11 protein-coding genes are annotated in these 14,665 nt (G+C 45.8%); 3 read left to right on the plus strand and 8 right to left on the minus strand.

Going from position 1 to position 14,665, the window contains the following annotated elements:
* Positions 1 to 111: 111 nt before the first annotated feature.
* The 4 genes from QVC79_RS04925 to QVC79_RS04940 form a co-directional block, all read right to left on the minus strand.
* Entirely contained in the window at positions 112 to 1,689 is a 1,578-nt protein-coding gene (locus QVC79_RS04925; RefSeq protein WP_124317287.1) for a lytic transglycosylase domain-containing protein, read from the minus strand.
* 10 nt (positions 1,690 to 1,699) lie between these two features.
* The gene (locus tag QVC79_RS04930; RefSeq protein ID WP_229782874.1) at positions 1,700 to 2,419 is read right to left on the minus strand and encodes a DUF5683 domain-containing protein; all 720 of its coding nucleotides are present in this window, start codon (positions 2,417 to 2,419) and stop codon (positions 1,700 to 1,702) included.
* Between the two features lie 8 nt (positions 2,420 to 2,427).
* The gene (locus QVC79_RS04935) at positions 2,428 to 3,321 is read right to left on the minus strand and encodes a ParB/RepB/Spo0J family partition protein (RefSeq protein WP_270593446.1); all 894 of its coding nucleotides are present in this window, start codon (positions 3,319 to 3,321) and stop codon (positions 2,428 to 2,430) included.
* A gap of 140 nt (positions 3,322 to 3,461) precedes the next feature.
* A complete protein-coding gene (locus QVC79_RS04940; RefSeq protein ID WP_087422340.1) occupies positions 3,462 to 4,229 on the minus strand; it encodes a ParA family protein in 768 nt (255 codons plus the stop codon).
* A 143-nt stretch (positions 4,230 to 4,372) separates the two neighbouring features.
* Here QVC79_RS04940 and QVC79_RS04945 point away from each other — a divergent pair, with 143 nt between their 5' ends.
* Complete coding sequence (locus QVC79_RS04945) at positions 4,373 to 5,086, plus strand: DNA alkylation repair protein (protein WP_270593445.1); 714 nt, start codon at positions 4,373 to 4,375, stop codon at positions 5,084 to 5,086.
* A 164-nt stretch (positions 5,087 to 5,250) separates the two neighbouring features.
* The gene (abc-f, locus tag QVC79_RS04950; protein WP_270593444.1) at positions 5,251 to 7,116 is read left to right on the plus strand and encodes a ribosomal protection-like ABC-F family protein; all 1,866 of its coding nucleotides are present in this window, start codon (positions 5,251 to 5,253) and stop codon (positions 7,114 to 7,116) included.
* A 749-nt stretch (positions 7,117 to 7,865) separates the two neighbouring features.
* Here abc-f and QVC79_RS04955 read toward each other — a convergent pair.
* The 4 genes from QVC79_RS04955 to QVC79_RS04970 all read right to left on the minus strand — a co-directional run bounded on the left by QVC79_RS04955 (position 7,866) and on the right by QVC79_RS04970 (position 13,011).
* Positions 7,866 to 9,194 carry a sensor histidine kinase gene (locus QVC79_RS04955; protein ID WP_270593443.1) on the minus strand — a complete coding sequence of 443 codons (1,329 nt, stop codon included), beginning with the start codon at positions 9,192 to 9,194 and terminating at the stop codon, positions 7,866 to 7,868.
* A gap of 9 nt (positions 9,195 to 9,203) precedes the next feature.
* Complete coding sequence (locus QVC79_RS04960; RefSeq protein ID WP_270593442.1) at positions 9,204 to 10,565, minus strand: sigma-54-dependent transcriptional regulator; 1,362 nt, start codon at positions 10,563 to 10,565, stop codon at positions 9,204 to 9,206.
* 13 nt (positions 10,566 to 10,578) lie between these two features.
* Positions 10,579 to 12,249: a TlpA disulfide reductase family protein gene (locus QVC79_RS04965; protein WP_270593441.1), complete on the minus strand. Its 1,671-nt coding sequence runs from the start codon at positions 12,247 to 12,249 to the stop codon at positions 10,579 to 10,581.
* A gap of 75 nt (positions 12,250 to 12,324) precedes the next feature.
* Positions 12,325 to 13,011, minus strand: a complete 687-nt coding sequence (locus QVC79_RS04970) for an ABC transporter ATP-binding protein (protein ID WP_087422109.1) — start codon at positions 13,009 to 13,011, stop codon at positions 12,325 to 12,327.
* Positions 13,012 to 13,256: 245 nt separating this feature from the next.
* Between QVC79_RS04970 and QVC79_RS04975 the strand changes: the two genes are divergently transcribed.
* Complete coding sequence (locus QVC79_RS04975) at positions 13,257 to 14,606, plus strand: TolC family protein (RefSeq protein ID WP_162613847.1); 1,350 nt, start codon at positions 13,257 to 13,259, stop codon at positions 14,604 to 14,606.
* The last annotated feature ends 59 nt before the right edge of the window (positions 14,607 to 14,665 follow it).

Below are 14,665 nucleotides of genomic sequence, written 5' to 3' on the forward strand. Positions count from 1 at the left end.
AGATTGAAATCACCTAATTTCCAATCCGCAAAAACGAGACAATCTCATAAAAAAACAGTCAGAAGGAATTTCTTCTGACTGTTTATAGATAAAATCTCACTTTCTCTATTATTAAATCTTAATCTTTAACTTTTGTCCCGGTTTTAGATTCTTTGCCGATCGGTCGGTCAACCCGTTCCATTTCATGATGTCCCGGTTCGACACGCCCGGATATTTCTTAGCAATCGACCACAGATTCTCGCCTCGCTTGATCGTGTAGTAGAAGAACTCGCCTTCTGTTAAAGGTTCTGCCTCGACTTCCGCATTTGCGGCAATCCCGGCATACTTGGCATTCACTTTAGACTTATAATAGTCTACCTTATTATTCGGCACGTAAACCGTAAGTTTCTGCCCGATATTGATCCGGTCTCTTGTCATCCCGTTCCAGTACTTCAAGTCGGATAAACGCACGTTGAACTTCTCGGCAATCTTCCCGATCACGTCCCCACTTTTCACCGTGTAAACCAATTTGGCTTTATTGCTAGGGACAGCATGGGCATGAGCGTATTTCTTGAAACGATTCTTCGGATCGGCCGTACGGTCACTATCATTAAAATAAGTCGTCCGGTTATAAGCAAAGATCGTATCTTGCTTATCAATAAACTCCCCGACATGATTATAAGGGACCTGCAAAGCGTAACTCTTCCCGAATCCGGCAGGCACGATGTCTGAACGGTATTGCGGATTCAGATCCCGAATTTGTTCCACGGATATATCCATCAATTTGGCCACCTGCTCGAAATGCAAGGCATCGGAAATCATGATCGTGTCACACATCGTGGGCAACTCATTCTCCAAGGGAAAAATATTATGCTCTTTATGGTAATTGAACGTATACATGGCAGCGATAAAAGCCGGCACGTAGCCACGTGTCTCCTTCGGCAAATGGAAATAAATATCCCAATAATTCTTTTTACTTCCCGACCGTCGTATGGCCTTGTTCACGTTACCCGGTCCGCAGTTGTAAGCCGCGATCACCAGAATCCAGTCTTCGTAAATCTTATACAAATCTTTCAAGAAACAAACGGCTGCCTCCGTGGATTTTACCGGATCACGGCGTTCGTCAATAAAAGAATTTATTTCCAACTTGTACATCTTCCCTGTTCCGTACATAAACTGCCACAAGCCACAGGCCCCCGCACGGGAAAATGCCCGTGGGTTCAAAGCACTCTCAATCACTGGCAAGTATTTCAACTCCTGCGGTAATCCCTCCCGATCCAACACTTCTTCAAAAATAGGGAAATAATAGGAACTCAACCCCAACATCGTTCCCACTTGGGCTCGACGTCTCACGGTATATAATTCAATATAATTCCGTACAATATCGTTATAGGAAAGCTTTATCGCTGAATTTAATTTATCCAAACGTTGTAAATACACCGAATCCGGAACAGCCGGCCCGGTCACCATTTCAGTCAGGTACACCGAATCCACATAATTACCTTCCCCCAATCTGGAAACGTACCATTTACTGTATAATTCATCCAATCGTTCGATAAATGCACCCGGAATAGAATCCGTCAGCAACACCGGCGCCCCTAAATTTAGCCGGGGCGCACCCAATCGTACTTTCAACGAATCCCGATCACTCTCACCATATACTACACCTGAAAATAAAATCGCACATAGCCACAAAAACACAAAACGCATGGTTATTCCTTTAAAAATTAAAAGTTAATGTCAAACCCACGGTTCCCCCGCTGACGGGAGAAAATCCAGTTGAGGGACGAAGATTCATCGACAAATCGTCGTTAATCTCGAAATCATAAAAATGGGCAAATACCGTAGCATCAATAATTTGTATCGCGTATATTGCACCCGATACGATATACAATAAGTCCCGATTCCGTTTATAATTATCTTTCTTTGTTTTTAACTGCTCCTGTAAACGCTTTCGCATCTCCGGCTGAAATTTTTCAGCCGTTTTACCCGGTAACATCAATTTATCCCAACTGGAATTAGCCGGGTAAGGCGTTTCCGGATCAGCCTCCAAAGCGTTCAAATAAGCCGTGTAATCCACGAATGCCGTACGGTATTTCTTGTAATACTTCATGTTCCACGACAACCCGTACACGGTAGCCCCAATACCCCCGTACAAGATCGGTAACTTCCACCATTGACGGTTATAAATCTGTCCGGAACCCGGTAATACCATCGCCATGATCGTTGCCCGATGCGGGGAATGGGGTTTACCATTATCTCTTTTTCTCGCTTTACTTTTCAACACTTCCTCTTTTCCCGTGAACGTCAAGGAATCCGTGTGAATAATCGTGTCTTGCAAGAATACAGGGAAATCCGAACGATACTCCGACGCCGTTACTCCCGTACAAATAAGCAAAACCGGGATAATCAAAACTATTTTCACTAAAATACTTCTCACTACAAAGTTTATTTCTTATCCACCTTATCCAATAACTCAACAATTCGCTCCAGATCGCTATCCGATTTAAAAGAAATCACGATCTTCCCTCTTCCCTTCTCGTTCCGTTTCAGGTCAACCTTCGTGTCAAAATAACGAGCCAGATGAGTTTGTAACTCCATGTAATCCTCGATAGGTTGACGTTTCCTCTCGGCTTTTCTCTCTTTTTCCTCTTCCGGTTTCATCAGCTCCCGAACGATTTCCTCGACTTTTCGCACGGAAAAATCGTATTTCATGATCTGTTCGAAAACCATGTACTGGGTTTCCGGATCTTCTATATTAATAATAGCACGGGCATGCCCCATGCTGATTTTCCGTTCCTTGATTGCCAACTGTATCGGGGCGGGCAACTTCAACAAACGCAAATAATTCGAAATCGTCGTTCGCTTTTTACCTACCCGTTCGCTCAACGCATCCTGTGTCAAGTTGCACTCGTCAATCAAACGCTCGTACGAAATCGCAATCTCGATAGCATTCAAATCCTCCCGCTGGATATTTTCAATCAATGCCAATTCAAGCACGGATTCTTCTTCCACCTTACGGATATAAGCGGGAATAGTTTCCAACCCTGCCATCTTCGATGCCCGGAACCGGCGTTCCCCGGCAACAATCTCGTACTTCCCGTCTTCCACTTCTCTCACGGTGATGGGTTGCACGATACCGATAGCCTTGATCGAAGAAGCCAACTCTTGCAAAGCCTCCTCATCGAAAACGGTTCTCGGTTGGTTCGGATTCGGGCGAATATCACTCAATTTCAATTCTTCCTGTAACGCCGATGAAACCGTCCCCCTTGGCTTCGCCTCCTCTGCCGCATCCGACAATAACGCTCCCAATCCTTTACCTAATGCACTCTTTTTCGCCATCTCTTATTAATTTTAGATCCTATCAATTTAGTGATTTAATGATTTCAGATTAAGTGATTCCTTCCCTCCCGCTCTATTTCCACCTATTTTTAATCACTGAATCATTGAATCAGCAATCACAGAATCTTCTAAATTCTAAACTATTTTTTGTTTTTCTCCAGCAATTCGTTTGCCAAACTCAAATAATTCACGGAACCGCGACACTCGGCATCGTAGAGGATAACCGGTTGTCCGTAACTCGGGGCCTCTGCCAATTTCACGTTCTGTTGAATCAACGTGTCGAAAACCATCTCCTCGAAATGTTTCCGCACCTCGGCTACCACTTGGTTCGACAGACGGACACGCCCGTCATACATGGTCAGCACGAATCCTTCAATTTCCAGAGCCGTGTTCAGACGTTTCTGGATAATCTTGATCGTATTTAATAACTTACCCAATCCCTCCAATGCAAAATACTGGCATTGCACGGGGATCATCACCGAATTGGCCGCGGCCAATGAATTCACGGTCAACAAACCCAATGAAGGCGAACAATCGATTAAAATATAATCGTAGTCATCTTTCACCTTTGCCAACACTTTTGCCATTACACTCTCTTTCTCCTCGAAATTCAACATCTCCAACTCGGCTCCCACCAAATCTATATTGGAAGGCAACAAAAACAAATTCTCAATATCCGTCTTCAGGATCGCCTCTTTCGGCTCCAACCCGTCCACCAGACATTCGTAGATAGTCGCCTTCAATTCCTTTAAATCATATCCCACTCCCGTTGTCGCGTTCCCTTGAGGATCAGCATCAACCAACAACACTTTCTGTTCCAGTACAGCCAAACTAGCCGCCAAGTTTACAGACGTCGTTGTCTTTCCAACACCCCCCTTTTGGTTCGCGATAGCTATAATTTTTGACATAAATCCACGTTTTTCGATTATGTGGTAAAAATACAATTAAAAAGAATACGTCCCCCATTTTTATTCAATTTTTTAATAACAACGCCTACTTTTTTACTAACAATAATTACCTTTACACCGGGAACTAAAGAACTGAGGGAAAGATGAAAAATTCAACGAAAGAAATTATAAATGAAATAAATACATACCGGGACGAATCGAAAGCGGCTTTCCTGCCCCGTTTCTTCAAAACGGGTAAAGGGGAATACGGTGAAGGGGATCAATTTATCGGGGTGGTCGTTCCGAATTTGCGTATCGTTGCCAAAAAACATTTTGACGCGGACTTCGACACGTTCCGGGAACTACTCGCCTCTCCGTACCACGAGTATCGCCTGACGGCCCTCCTAGCATTAACCTATCGTTACGCCAAACTCAAAGACCACGCGTCCAGAGAGACTTGCGTGAATTTCTACGTAAGTCAGGTGGACGCCATCAACAACTGGGATCTCGTTGACCTTAGCTGTTACAAGATTTTGGGGCATTGGCTTTTCGACAAGGACAAACAACTCCTTTATGACTGGGCAAAAGAGAATCACCTCTGGAAACAGCGTATCGCCATGATCTCCTGTATGCACTTCGTGAAACAAGGTGAATTCAAGGATGCTCTCGCGATTGCCGACCTTCTCCAGCACCACCCTCACGATCTGATCCACAAAGCCGTGGGCTGGATTCTCCGTGAGATCGGCAAAGAGGACGAACAACTTTTAATCGATTATCTCACCCCTCGCTACAAGGAAATGCCCCGCACCATGTTACGGTACGCCATCGAACGTTTCGAGGAAGGGAAACGGAAAACCTTTTTAAATTCCATGATTTAAAAGAAGTTTAGAGTTTAAAGTTTAGAATGAAAAAGATTCCGTGATTGCCGATTCGATGATTGAGTGATTAAAATCACCTAATCGAAAATCATTAAATCACTTAATCGATAGGATCTAAAATCATAAATTAATCAGATCATAAATCTAAAATCATAAATTACTCCATGATTAGTTTTTTACAAGTCGAAAATCTCAGTAAACGTTTCGGGGAACAACTCCTGTTTGAAAATATAACTTTTGGAATCGGCAAAAATCAAAAGGTAGCTTTAATTGCCAAGAACGGGATGGGAAAATCCACCCTGTTACGTATCATTGCGGGCAAAGACTCCGCGGACACGGGTTCCGTGATCTTCCGTAACGACATTTCAATCGGTATTTTGGACCAAGACCCGGAACTCAACCCGGAAAATTACGTGTTTGAAGAAGTGTTCAACTCGGAGAACCCGACCTTGAAATTAATCAAAACATACGAGCAAGCCGTGAAGGACAACGATGCGTCGGCTCTCGAAGAACTCATCCCGCAAATGGACGCTCTCGCCGCGTGGGACTACGACACGCAAGTGAAACAAATTCTGTCGGAACTCAAGGTTGACAAGTATAGCCAACGGATCAAGGAGCTATCCGGGGGACAGCGCAAACGTGTCGGGCTGGCCAAAATATTGATCAGTAACCCCGATTTCCTGATCCTTGACGAGCCGACGAACCATTTGGACGTGGAGATGACTGAATGGCTGGAAGAGTACCTCGAAAAAACGAATGCCACGCTACTCATGGTGACTCACGACCGTTATTTTCTGGATCGGGTATGCGACAAGATCATCGAGATCGACGATTTCGGTTTATTCGCCTACGAAGGAAACTACTCCTACTATCTTGAAAAGAGAGACGAACGGATTGAGGCCCGCAATGCCTCGATCGACAAAGCCAAGAACCTGCTACGCACGGAACAGGAATGGATGCGCCGGATGCCGCAGGCCCGCGGGCATAAGGCGAAATACCGGATCGACAATTTCTATAAAATAAAAGAAGTCGCCTCTCAAAACACGACGGAGCAACAACTGGAACTCGATATAAAAGGACAACGCCTCGGTAAGAAGATTCTCGAACTGGAACACGTGAACAAGAGTTACGGGGATTTCCGCGTGTTACGGGATTTCTCCTACAAATTCGTACGGGGGGAAAAGATCGGGATCATCGGGAAAAACGGGGTCGGGAAATCGACCTTTCTCAATATCATCACCCGCCAGATCGAGCCGGACAGCGGAACCATCGAAATTGGTGAAACCGTGGTTTACGGTTATTACAAACAAGACGGGATCAGTTTCAAGGAAGACGATCGCCCCATAGACATCGTGAAAAACATTTCCGAGAAAATCGACCTCGGTAACGGACGGGTGATGTCGGCCTCGCAATTTCTTGAATATTTTCTTTTCCCGGACAAGCTGCAATATTCCCTCGTGGCAAAACTTAGCGGGGGTGAACGCCGGAGGCTTTACCTGCTGACCGTCCTCATGAGCAACCCCAACTTCTTGATTCTCGACGAGCCAACGAACGATCTCGACATCATGACGCTGAACGTGTTGGAAGATTATCTGAAATCTTTCCAAGGTTGCCTGATCATCGTGTCGCACGACCGTTTCTTCACAGACAAAGTGGTGGATCGGGTGTTCGCTTTCGAGGGAGACGGCGTGGTGAAAGACTTCCCCGGTAATTACACCCAGTATAAGAACAAAAAAGAAGAAGAGGAACTACTGCGCAAACAGGAAGAGAAGAAAATCCCTGTCGCACCCAAACCCGTGAGAGAAAAGGAAAAAGTCCGTAAACTGACTTTCAAGGAAAGGCAGGAAATGCAGCAACTGGAATCCGACATGGAAAAACTAAACTCGGAAAAAACAGAGTTGGAAACAGCCCTGAACTCCGGGACACTGGATACGGACGAACTGGTGAAATCTTCCCAGCGAATTGCCGAGATCATTGATTTGTTGGACGAAAAGGAAATGCGCTGGCTGGAACTTAGCGAGATTGAATAGGAGTTGTCCAAAAAGTCATTTTATCTTCAAGAACTCCTCCGTCACTTCGTGCCACCTCCTCTATAAACGAGGCCACTGAAAAACGTTTTAACACTTACAATTTGTAAGTTAGCTAGAGATATACAACCAGTTTTTGGCGAATATTTAACAAAATATAGTCTTATATAGGTATTAAATTCTCTTTCTAGTTTCAAACTGTAAGTAAAATCAAAATATTACCTCAAAAAGAGGGACTTTTTCAGTGGCCTCATAAACAGAGGAGGAGCTGGTGATTCTTACCGAAAACAGGTAGTATTTCAACTCTCCCTCTGTTTATAGAGGGAGTACCCCGAAGGGGGGAGGGAGTTTGAAAAATGACTTTTTAGGCAGCCCCTTCCCGTCATGAAAACAGAAGTATAGGAAATCCCCACGATAAGGTGAGGATTTCCTATATTTATACGTATCATTAAATATAATTATAAGGTATTTTAAACAATAAAGAGCATTTGCAATTATTAATAATAACCTATTTAATTTTCAATTTAATAAGCGTTGAATAGGAGTTGAATGGGAGTTGAATAGGAGATGCTATATTAAAAATATAATAAATCTTCATTTAAAATATTACATATTCAGATTACACGAGTAGGAAAAGGCACTGAAATTTACTGGACATTCCATGTAGACCGGAATCCGTTTCCGATCATACATTTACTCCGTGTAAATCAATAGAATTACACTAATTTTCAAACGGTTTCAAAGGATAGACATCAGATAATAATCGTGAAAACCGTCTCTTTACCTTCTATGGATGAAGCTTTTAGATTACCGCCGTGCATTCGCATGATCTGGCGGGAGACACTTAGCCCGATGCCCGAACCCTCTTCTTTCGTGGTAAAGAAGGGGACGAATATCTCGTTCATGATTTCGGGAGGAATACCGGGACCGTTGTCCCGCACCCGGATCAGCACCTTTCCCGTCGGCCCGTGCTCAGCCGAGAGGGTGATGTGGGCATCTTCCCTACCCCGCAAAGCGTAAAACGCATTTTTCATCAAGTTCAAAAGGACTTGTCCCATGAGGTTCGGATCGGCAAACACTTTCAAGTCTTCCGGCTCAATGCAAATGTCGATCGTGACTTCCGGGAAATTCGGTTCCGTACTACTCAGGATCACCGCCCGTTGGATAAATTCGTTCAAGTTGATCAATTCCCGTTCAGGCCGAGGAATACGGGTAAACTTACGATAGGATTCCACGAAAGAGATCAACCCTTTGCCCGTTTCACTAATCACCTTCAACCCGTTTTCTGTGTTACGTTTCAAGTCATCGGGAGTGATTTCCGGGTCAGAGTGCATGGAAAGTAACGTGTCGCTCAAAGAGGTTACCGGGGCGATCGAGTTCATGATCTCGTGCGATAACACCCGGATCAGACGTACCCAAGAATCAATTTCCTTCTCGTCGAGTTCATTCTCGATGTCATTCATGACTAACAGGGTGATGGGCTTGTCTCTTAACAGGATGCGAGAGGCACTGACCAATAATTGTACGGAACCCCGCTCGTTTGTGAAAGTCACCCGCCGACTCTCTCCGGGACGGATTTCCGTCACCAGCAATTTTAAGGCCGGGGACACTCGTTCCAACTGGTTGACGTGTGTAAATATCTCCAAGCCTAGCAATTTTAAGGCGACTTGATTATTCTGCGTCACGAATCCCCGTTCATCCAATGCCACGATACCGGAACTCACGCTGTTTATGATCAACTCGTAAAATTGCTCCCGTTGCTGTATCTCCAAGCGGGTGTTCTGCAAAATATCCTTGATCCGGTTCAGCACCCCGTTCAGAAAACGCTCGGAATGGCTACCACCGTGTTCCGGGAAATGAATGGAATAATCATCGTTCTCCAAAGCTTGAAAGAAGTAAGCCAGTTTCCGGTTCACGGACCGGACGTTCCACACGACACGGAAACAACACCCCACGGCGAGTATTGCCGTGGCGACACCCGGAATATACTCATCTTCCGACAAAAAATAACAGGTCGCCACGACCAGAACGATCAGAAGTAACAAATACGCCAATACCCGCGAGGTGATGTTTCTTACCATATCTTATTCTTACAGATTGAATTTTTTCATCTTGTTATACAGGGTTTGCCGGGTGATTCCCAGCCGGGATGCGACAGCCGACAAATTGCCCTCGTGCCGGACCAAAGCCTTGCGGATCATCTCCCGTTCCATATCTTCAAGGGTTTCCAAGGGAGCTATCTCGCCCGGCTCGCTTTTGAACAGGAAATCTTCGGGGGTGAGTACCTGCCGATCGCACATGATCACGGCTTTTTCCACGGTGTGCTGTAATTCCCGCACGTTTCCCGGCCATGAATATCCTAACAACCGTCGCCGGGTCTCACTGGAGAAGGATAAATCGGGTTTCCGGTATTTCCTGCCGTAATCCTGTAAAAAGGCCTCTGCCAGTAACAGAATATCATTCCCTCTTTCCCGTAACGGGGGGACTTCCACGTGGATCGTGTTGATGCGATAAAGTAAATCTTCCCGGAAAGAACCTTCTTTGACCATCCGGGGTAAGTCGCTATTCGTGGCACAGATCAGACGGATGTTGACGTCGATCGGTTTATTCGATCCCACGCGGATCACTTTCCGGCTTTGCAGGGTTGCCAGTAGTTTGGATTGCAGGGCGTATGACAAGTTTCCGATTTCATCCAGAAATAACGTACCCTTGTTTGCCGCCTCGAATTTCCCGACACGGTCTTCCCGTGCATCGGTGAAAGCCCCTTTCACGTGACCGAACAACTCACTTTCGAAAAGGGTTTCCGTGATTGCTCCCATATCCACCGAAATCATCACCTCCCCTTTCCGCCCCGACAAGGCGTGAATTTCCCTTGCCACGATCTCTTTTCCCGTGCCGTTTTCCCCAGTAATCAGCACGTTCGCATCGGTGACCGCCACTTTTTCAATCAATTGACGTACCCGGCGCATGGCATCCGACTCTCCCCACACGACGGTTCGTTCGGGGGAAAGCTGCCCTTTCAACACTTCTTCTTTTGCTTTCAGTTGTTTCACCTCTCGTCGGGATTCATGCAGACGATACGCTGCCAACAGGGTTGCCACGAGCTTGGCATTATCCCACGGCTTGACAACAAAGTCTGTCGCTCCTTCCTTCACGGCTCGCACCGCCAGATCAATGTCCGCGTAAGCCGTGAACAGGACCACGGGGATTTCTGCGGCATACCCCTTGATTCTCGACAACCAGTAAAGTCCCTCGTTCCCGGTATTGATTCCCGCCGAGAAATTCATATCTAACAATACCACGTCCACCCGACCGGATTCAAGGATTGCCTCGATTTGGTTCGGGGTTCTGATCGTAATTACCTCCCGGAACACTCCTGCCAACAGCATCTCCAAAGCGTTCAGTACGGCCTTGTTATCGTCCACGACCAGTATGGTTCCCTGTTTCGCCATATATCTTGTTTTTCTACTCCAACATTTTTTCTAAAATACGCTCCACTTCTTCAGGTGACGGACCGATGGCTAAAATTTTGCCGTCCCGGTCCACCAAAAAAGTTCCCCCTCCGGAATTACCGACACAATATTTAAACCAAATGTTCCCGGCATCGTTGAGTTCCACGAGGTTCAACCACGGGTAGCCATCTTGAAGGGCCGCAGCTTTCGCCGTCTTCACCGTCTTTTCTCGGGCAACCCCGACGATCGTGAAACCTTTGGATTTGTATTTTTCATACACGGGAATCATGCTTTTCGCCGACCGTCGGCACGGGCCGCACCAAGAGGCCCACAGGTCAATCAAAGCCACCTTTCCTTTTATCTGCTCGGATAAAGTCACGGGATTCCCCTCGAAGTCCGGAGCGGTGAAGTCGATGTAATGTCCACCCATTTCGATCTGTTTTAATGACTGGAGCATGGTAGCGATTAACTCCGTGTATGAATGTTTGGGAAACATGGGTTTATAGATGGTATAATACATATTTTCCAGATGCGGCAAGTCTTTAAAAGACAGGACTTCAAGTTCTTCGGGGAAACCGTGCAACCGATAAGTCATCAGATTCCTCAAATCATCCATTAACAGAAAATAAGTTGCCAGTGACGGATGCTCTCCAATATAGTCCTCTTTCCATTTTTGTTCCTTTTTACTCAACTCTCTCTTTTTCTCATTTAACGCCATCATTTGAGGGGTGTACATTTTGCCATCCTTTTCTAATTGCAGAAAAGCGGCATACAGGCTATCATGTTTCTGCCTGTTTTTGAAATTTTCGGACATTAATTCACTCAATTTCTGCGCCTCAGGAGTGAAACTAAGATTCTGATTATGCAACGAATCGAATGCGCTATACAACGCTTTGAAATTGAATTTATCTTCTTTCAATCGTAGATAACTCCTATACTGCTCATTGACTTCTCCTCCACGAATTTCCGAATCCGTATAGGCATCTTCCGGCTGAATCGTGATCTCGACTTCCCCCGGTTCAATAAAAAAACACACCGGACGAAAGGCTGATTTTACCAATTCATCAGTAAACACCAACCAGTACATTTTGCTCTCTCCTAATTGGCACACGTATTCGAACTTCCCGTTTCGAACAGGTATAATGGCGTATGGTTCCTGAATCCGATTATCGTCATAATAGCCCATCAGCACCAACCGATAGCTCGATGGGTGTCCCAGCACCTTCCCCCGGATCAGGCAATCGCTCTCCTTTTCCAGCTTTTGCGGTTTCTCATCCAACACGATACCCCCAATCCGCCAGTCCGTTTCGTGGTTTCCCTCCACGTAATCCACCTTTTTCTCCCCGACATCCACGGGTTCGAAATAGAGCTGAAAAGTCATCTGTCCGGATTCTGGTAAAAATACCTGTTCATTCAGCTTGATTCCCTCAGCTTTTAAGAGCTTGTACTCTTTACCACTTTCCCCTCTTAATACCGTGCGCCCCACAACCCGAAACCACTCGTTAGGGAAATACTTCACTTGTCCCGTGATAACTGTCGCCTCATCGGTCAGTTCCATTTTTATAATATCAAACATATACGTGTTGGTGGTCTCGTACCACGGGACTTCAATCATTCGTTGTCCCCATCCCAACGATGTCCAGAGACACAAGCACAATCCGAAGAGCAAGCTTTTACCTTTCATAAGTTGTTATTTTTTGGTTTTTAATTCTTCCCGTCTCGTCCAAAATTTTCCGGTTGACAATCGTTCTATTTTAAATCAGAGGATTTCCCGGTTTTCCAACTCGGTCACGATTTGCCCGTCAAAGAGATGAACCACCCGGTGGGCATACGAGGCGTCATGCTGGGAGTGGGTCACCATGACAATAGTGGTTCCCTCTTGGTTCAGCTCGGTCAATAGATTCATGACTTCTGCCCCGTTTTTAGAATCGAGGTTTCCGGTCGGCTCGTCAGCAAGGATCAGCTTGGGCCCTGCCACGACGGCACGGGCAATGGCAACCCGCTGTTGTTGTCCCCCGGAAAGTTGCTGCGGGAAGTGCTTAACCCGGTGACTAATGTTCATCCGGTCGAGAATCGACGTGACCAGTTCTTTTTTCTCCGACGCCTTTTTCTTCAGGTAGATCAAGGGTAATTCCACGTTCTCATAGACATTCAACTCGTCAATCAGGTTAAAACTCTGGAACACGAAACCGATGTTCCCCTTGCGAACCTGCGTCCGCTGTTTCTCTTTTAAATGCCCGACTTCCTGTCCGTTGAAATAATAATTCCCGGATGTCGGGTTATCCAACAAACCGATGATGTTTAATAAGGTTGACTTACCACAACCGGAAGGTCCCATAATGGCCACAAATTCTCCCTGTTTCACGTGAAGGGACACATCGTTCAACGCTGTTGTTTCGACCTCTTCGGTGCGAAATACTTTACTTAAATGCTCAATTCTTATCATGATTCAATCTATTTACGAGTAAAACTTCACGTTGAACGTACCATTATCATGCCAAAAGGTATTTTGCACTAATTATCAACACATTACCAAAATATACTTTATACCACGTGTCAAATAATTAGACAATCGTGTCTTATTTTTTGACATCCCATTCTTCCCTATTTTCCTCTATACCGCTGGAAACAAACACTTTCCGACTTTGGCACGACATTCGTTCCTCTAGATGCAAGATAAAACAAAAAATGATGATATTAAAGCAATATTCCATTCTATTGAGCATTTTAACATCCGGTTTGCTTGTCAACGGGCAAAACCGGGAATGGAGTCTTCAGGAGTGTATTGATTACGGCGTGGAGAAAAGTCTTTCCATGCAACAACGGGAGCTACAAAATAAAAACGATAAACTGGACGTGCGGGATGCCACGCTCTCGCTCCTACCCTCCGTTAGCGGGATTTCTCCCGGCGTCAGTTACAGTTTCGGTCGGGGGATTGACCCGGAAACCAACACGTACACGAATACCCGCTATATGTCGGTCGGGGGATTCGGCGTGGGCAGTAGCCTGACCGTGTTTGCCGGATTCAGCAATATCAATCGCCTGCGAGCTGCCAAGTTAAGCCGCCTGATGGGATGGGAAGAAACCGAGAACCAAGCCAACCAGATCGCCATACAGGTGATGAACGCTTTCTTCACGTTATTGTATGCAGAGGAAGAGGTTCGGATCACGCAGGAACAGGTGGAAAACTCCCGGTTGCGTCTCAAAAAGATCGAACGGGAATACGAGTTAGGGAAAAAGCCGAAAAGCGATCTTTTCGAGATGCAGGCACAGCAAGCCTCCGTGGAGTTCCGGCTGATCACGGCACAAAATAATTGTCTCAACGCACAGGCTAATCTTAAATATATTATGAATTATAACGCGGAAGAGGAATTAAAGATTGATGCCCGGTCGGTTTCCGAAGTTCACCCGGAACTCCACGAATTGAAGCCCAAAGAGGTTTTCACACAAGCACTCCAAACGCTGCCGGAAATCAAATTGGCCGCTTATCAAATCCGTTCCGCACAGCTCGGCGTGTACTCGGCAAGAGCCGGATTATATCCCTCGATCAGTATTAGCGGAAGTATCTCTTTCGGAAATTATAGTGACCAGCGTTCGGGTGATTTCTTCTCGCAAATCACGGACCGCAACCAGATCGGGAAAGGGTTCAGCATCGGCATGAGTATTCCCTTCTACTCCGGTCTGAGCCGCCGTTCCAGCCTCCAAAGAGCCAAACACAATTATCAATCATCGAAGATACAATACCAACAGACGGAACGAGCATTATATAACGAGATACAACAAGCCCTGCAGGATTTGAAGTCCTGCACCCAGCGCTACCGGATTGCCGTGCAGCGAGAGAATTTCAGCACCCTCTCCTACAACGCCGCCCGCAAACGTTACGAGCAAGGACTGATCACCATCATCGACCTGAACACAACCTCCAACAGCCTCCTTGAAGCAAAGTACGACGTGCTGCGAGCCCGCTTGGACTACGTGATGCAGAAGAGGATGATTGATTTTTATCAAGGAAAACCGTTACAATTGAAAATTGAGAATTGAAAATTGAAAATGAAAAAACGAACTCCCTCCCCCCTTCGGGGTGCTCCCTCTATAAACAG

It is taken from the genome of Butyricimonas sp., from assembly GCF_019423355.1.
In the GTDB taxonomy this organism is placed as follows: Bacteria; Bacteroidota; Bacteroidia; order Bacteroidales; family Marinifilaceae; genus Butyricimonas; species Butyricimonas faecihominis.

What these genes read in the sequence shown, in the direction of transcription:
- QVC79_RS04925 (WP_124317287.1), bottom strand. Translation starts at nt 1,689, where the DNA reads ATGCGTTTTGTGTTTTTGTGGCTATGTGCGATTTTATTTTCAGGTGTA.
- QVC79_RS04935 (WP_270593446.1), bottom strand. Translation starts at nt 3,321, where the DNA reads ATGGCGAAAAAGAGTGCATTAGGTAAAGGATTGGGAGCGTTATTGTCG.
- QVC79_RS04940 (WP_087422340.1), bottom strand. Translation starts at nt 4,229, where the DNA reads ATGTCAAAAATTATAGCTATCGCGAACCAAAAGGGGGGTGTTGGAAAG.
- QVC79_RS04945 (WP_270593445.1), top strand. Translation starts at nt 4,373, where the DNA reads ATGAAAAATTCAACGAAAGAAATTATAAATGAAATAAATACATACCGG.
- abc-f (WP_270593444.1), top strand. Translation starts at nt 5,251, where the DNA reads ATGATTAGTTTTTTACAAGTCGAAAATCTCAGTAAACGTTTCGGGGAA.
- QVC79_RS04955 (WP_270593443.1), bottom strand. Translation starts at nt 9,194, where the DNA reads ATGGTAAGAAACATCACCTCGCGGGTATTGGCGTATTTGTTACTTCTG.
- QVC79_RS04960 (WP_270593442.1), bottom strand. Translation starts at nt 10,565, where the DNA reads ATGGCGAAACAGGGAACCATACTGGTCGTGGACGATAACAAGGCCGTA.
- QVC79_RS04965 (WP_270593441.1), bottom strand. Translation starts at nt 12,249, where the DNA reads ATGAAAGGTAAAAGCTTGCTCTTCGGATTGTGCTTGTGTCTCTGGACA.
- QVC79_RS04970 (WP_087422109.1), bottom strand. Translation starts at nt 13,011, where the DNA reads ATGATAAGAATTGAGCATTTAAGTAAAGTATTTCGCACCGAAGAGGTC.
- QVC79_RS04975 (WP_162613847.1), top strand. Translation starts at nt 13,257, where the DNA reads ATGATATTAAAGCAATATTCCATTCTATTGAGCATTTTAACATCCGGT.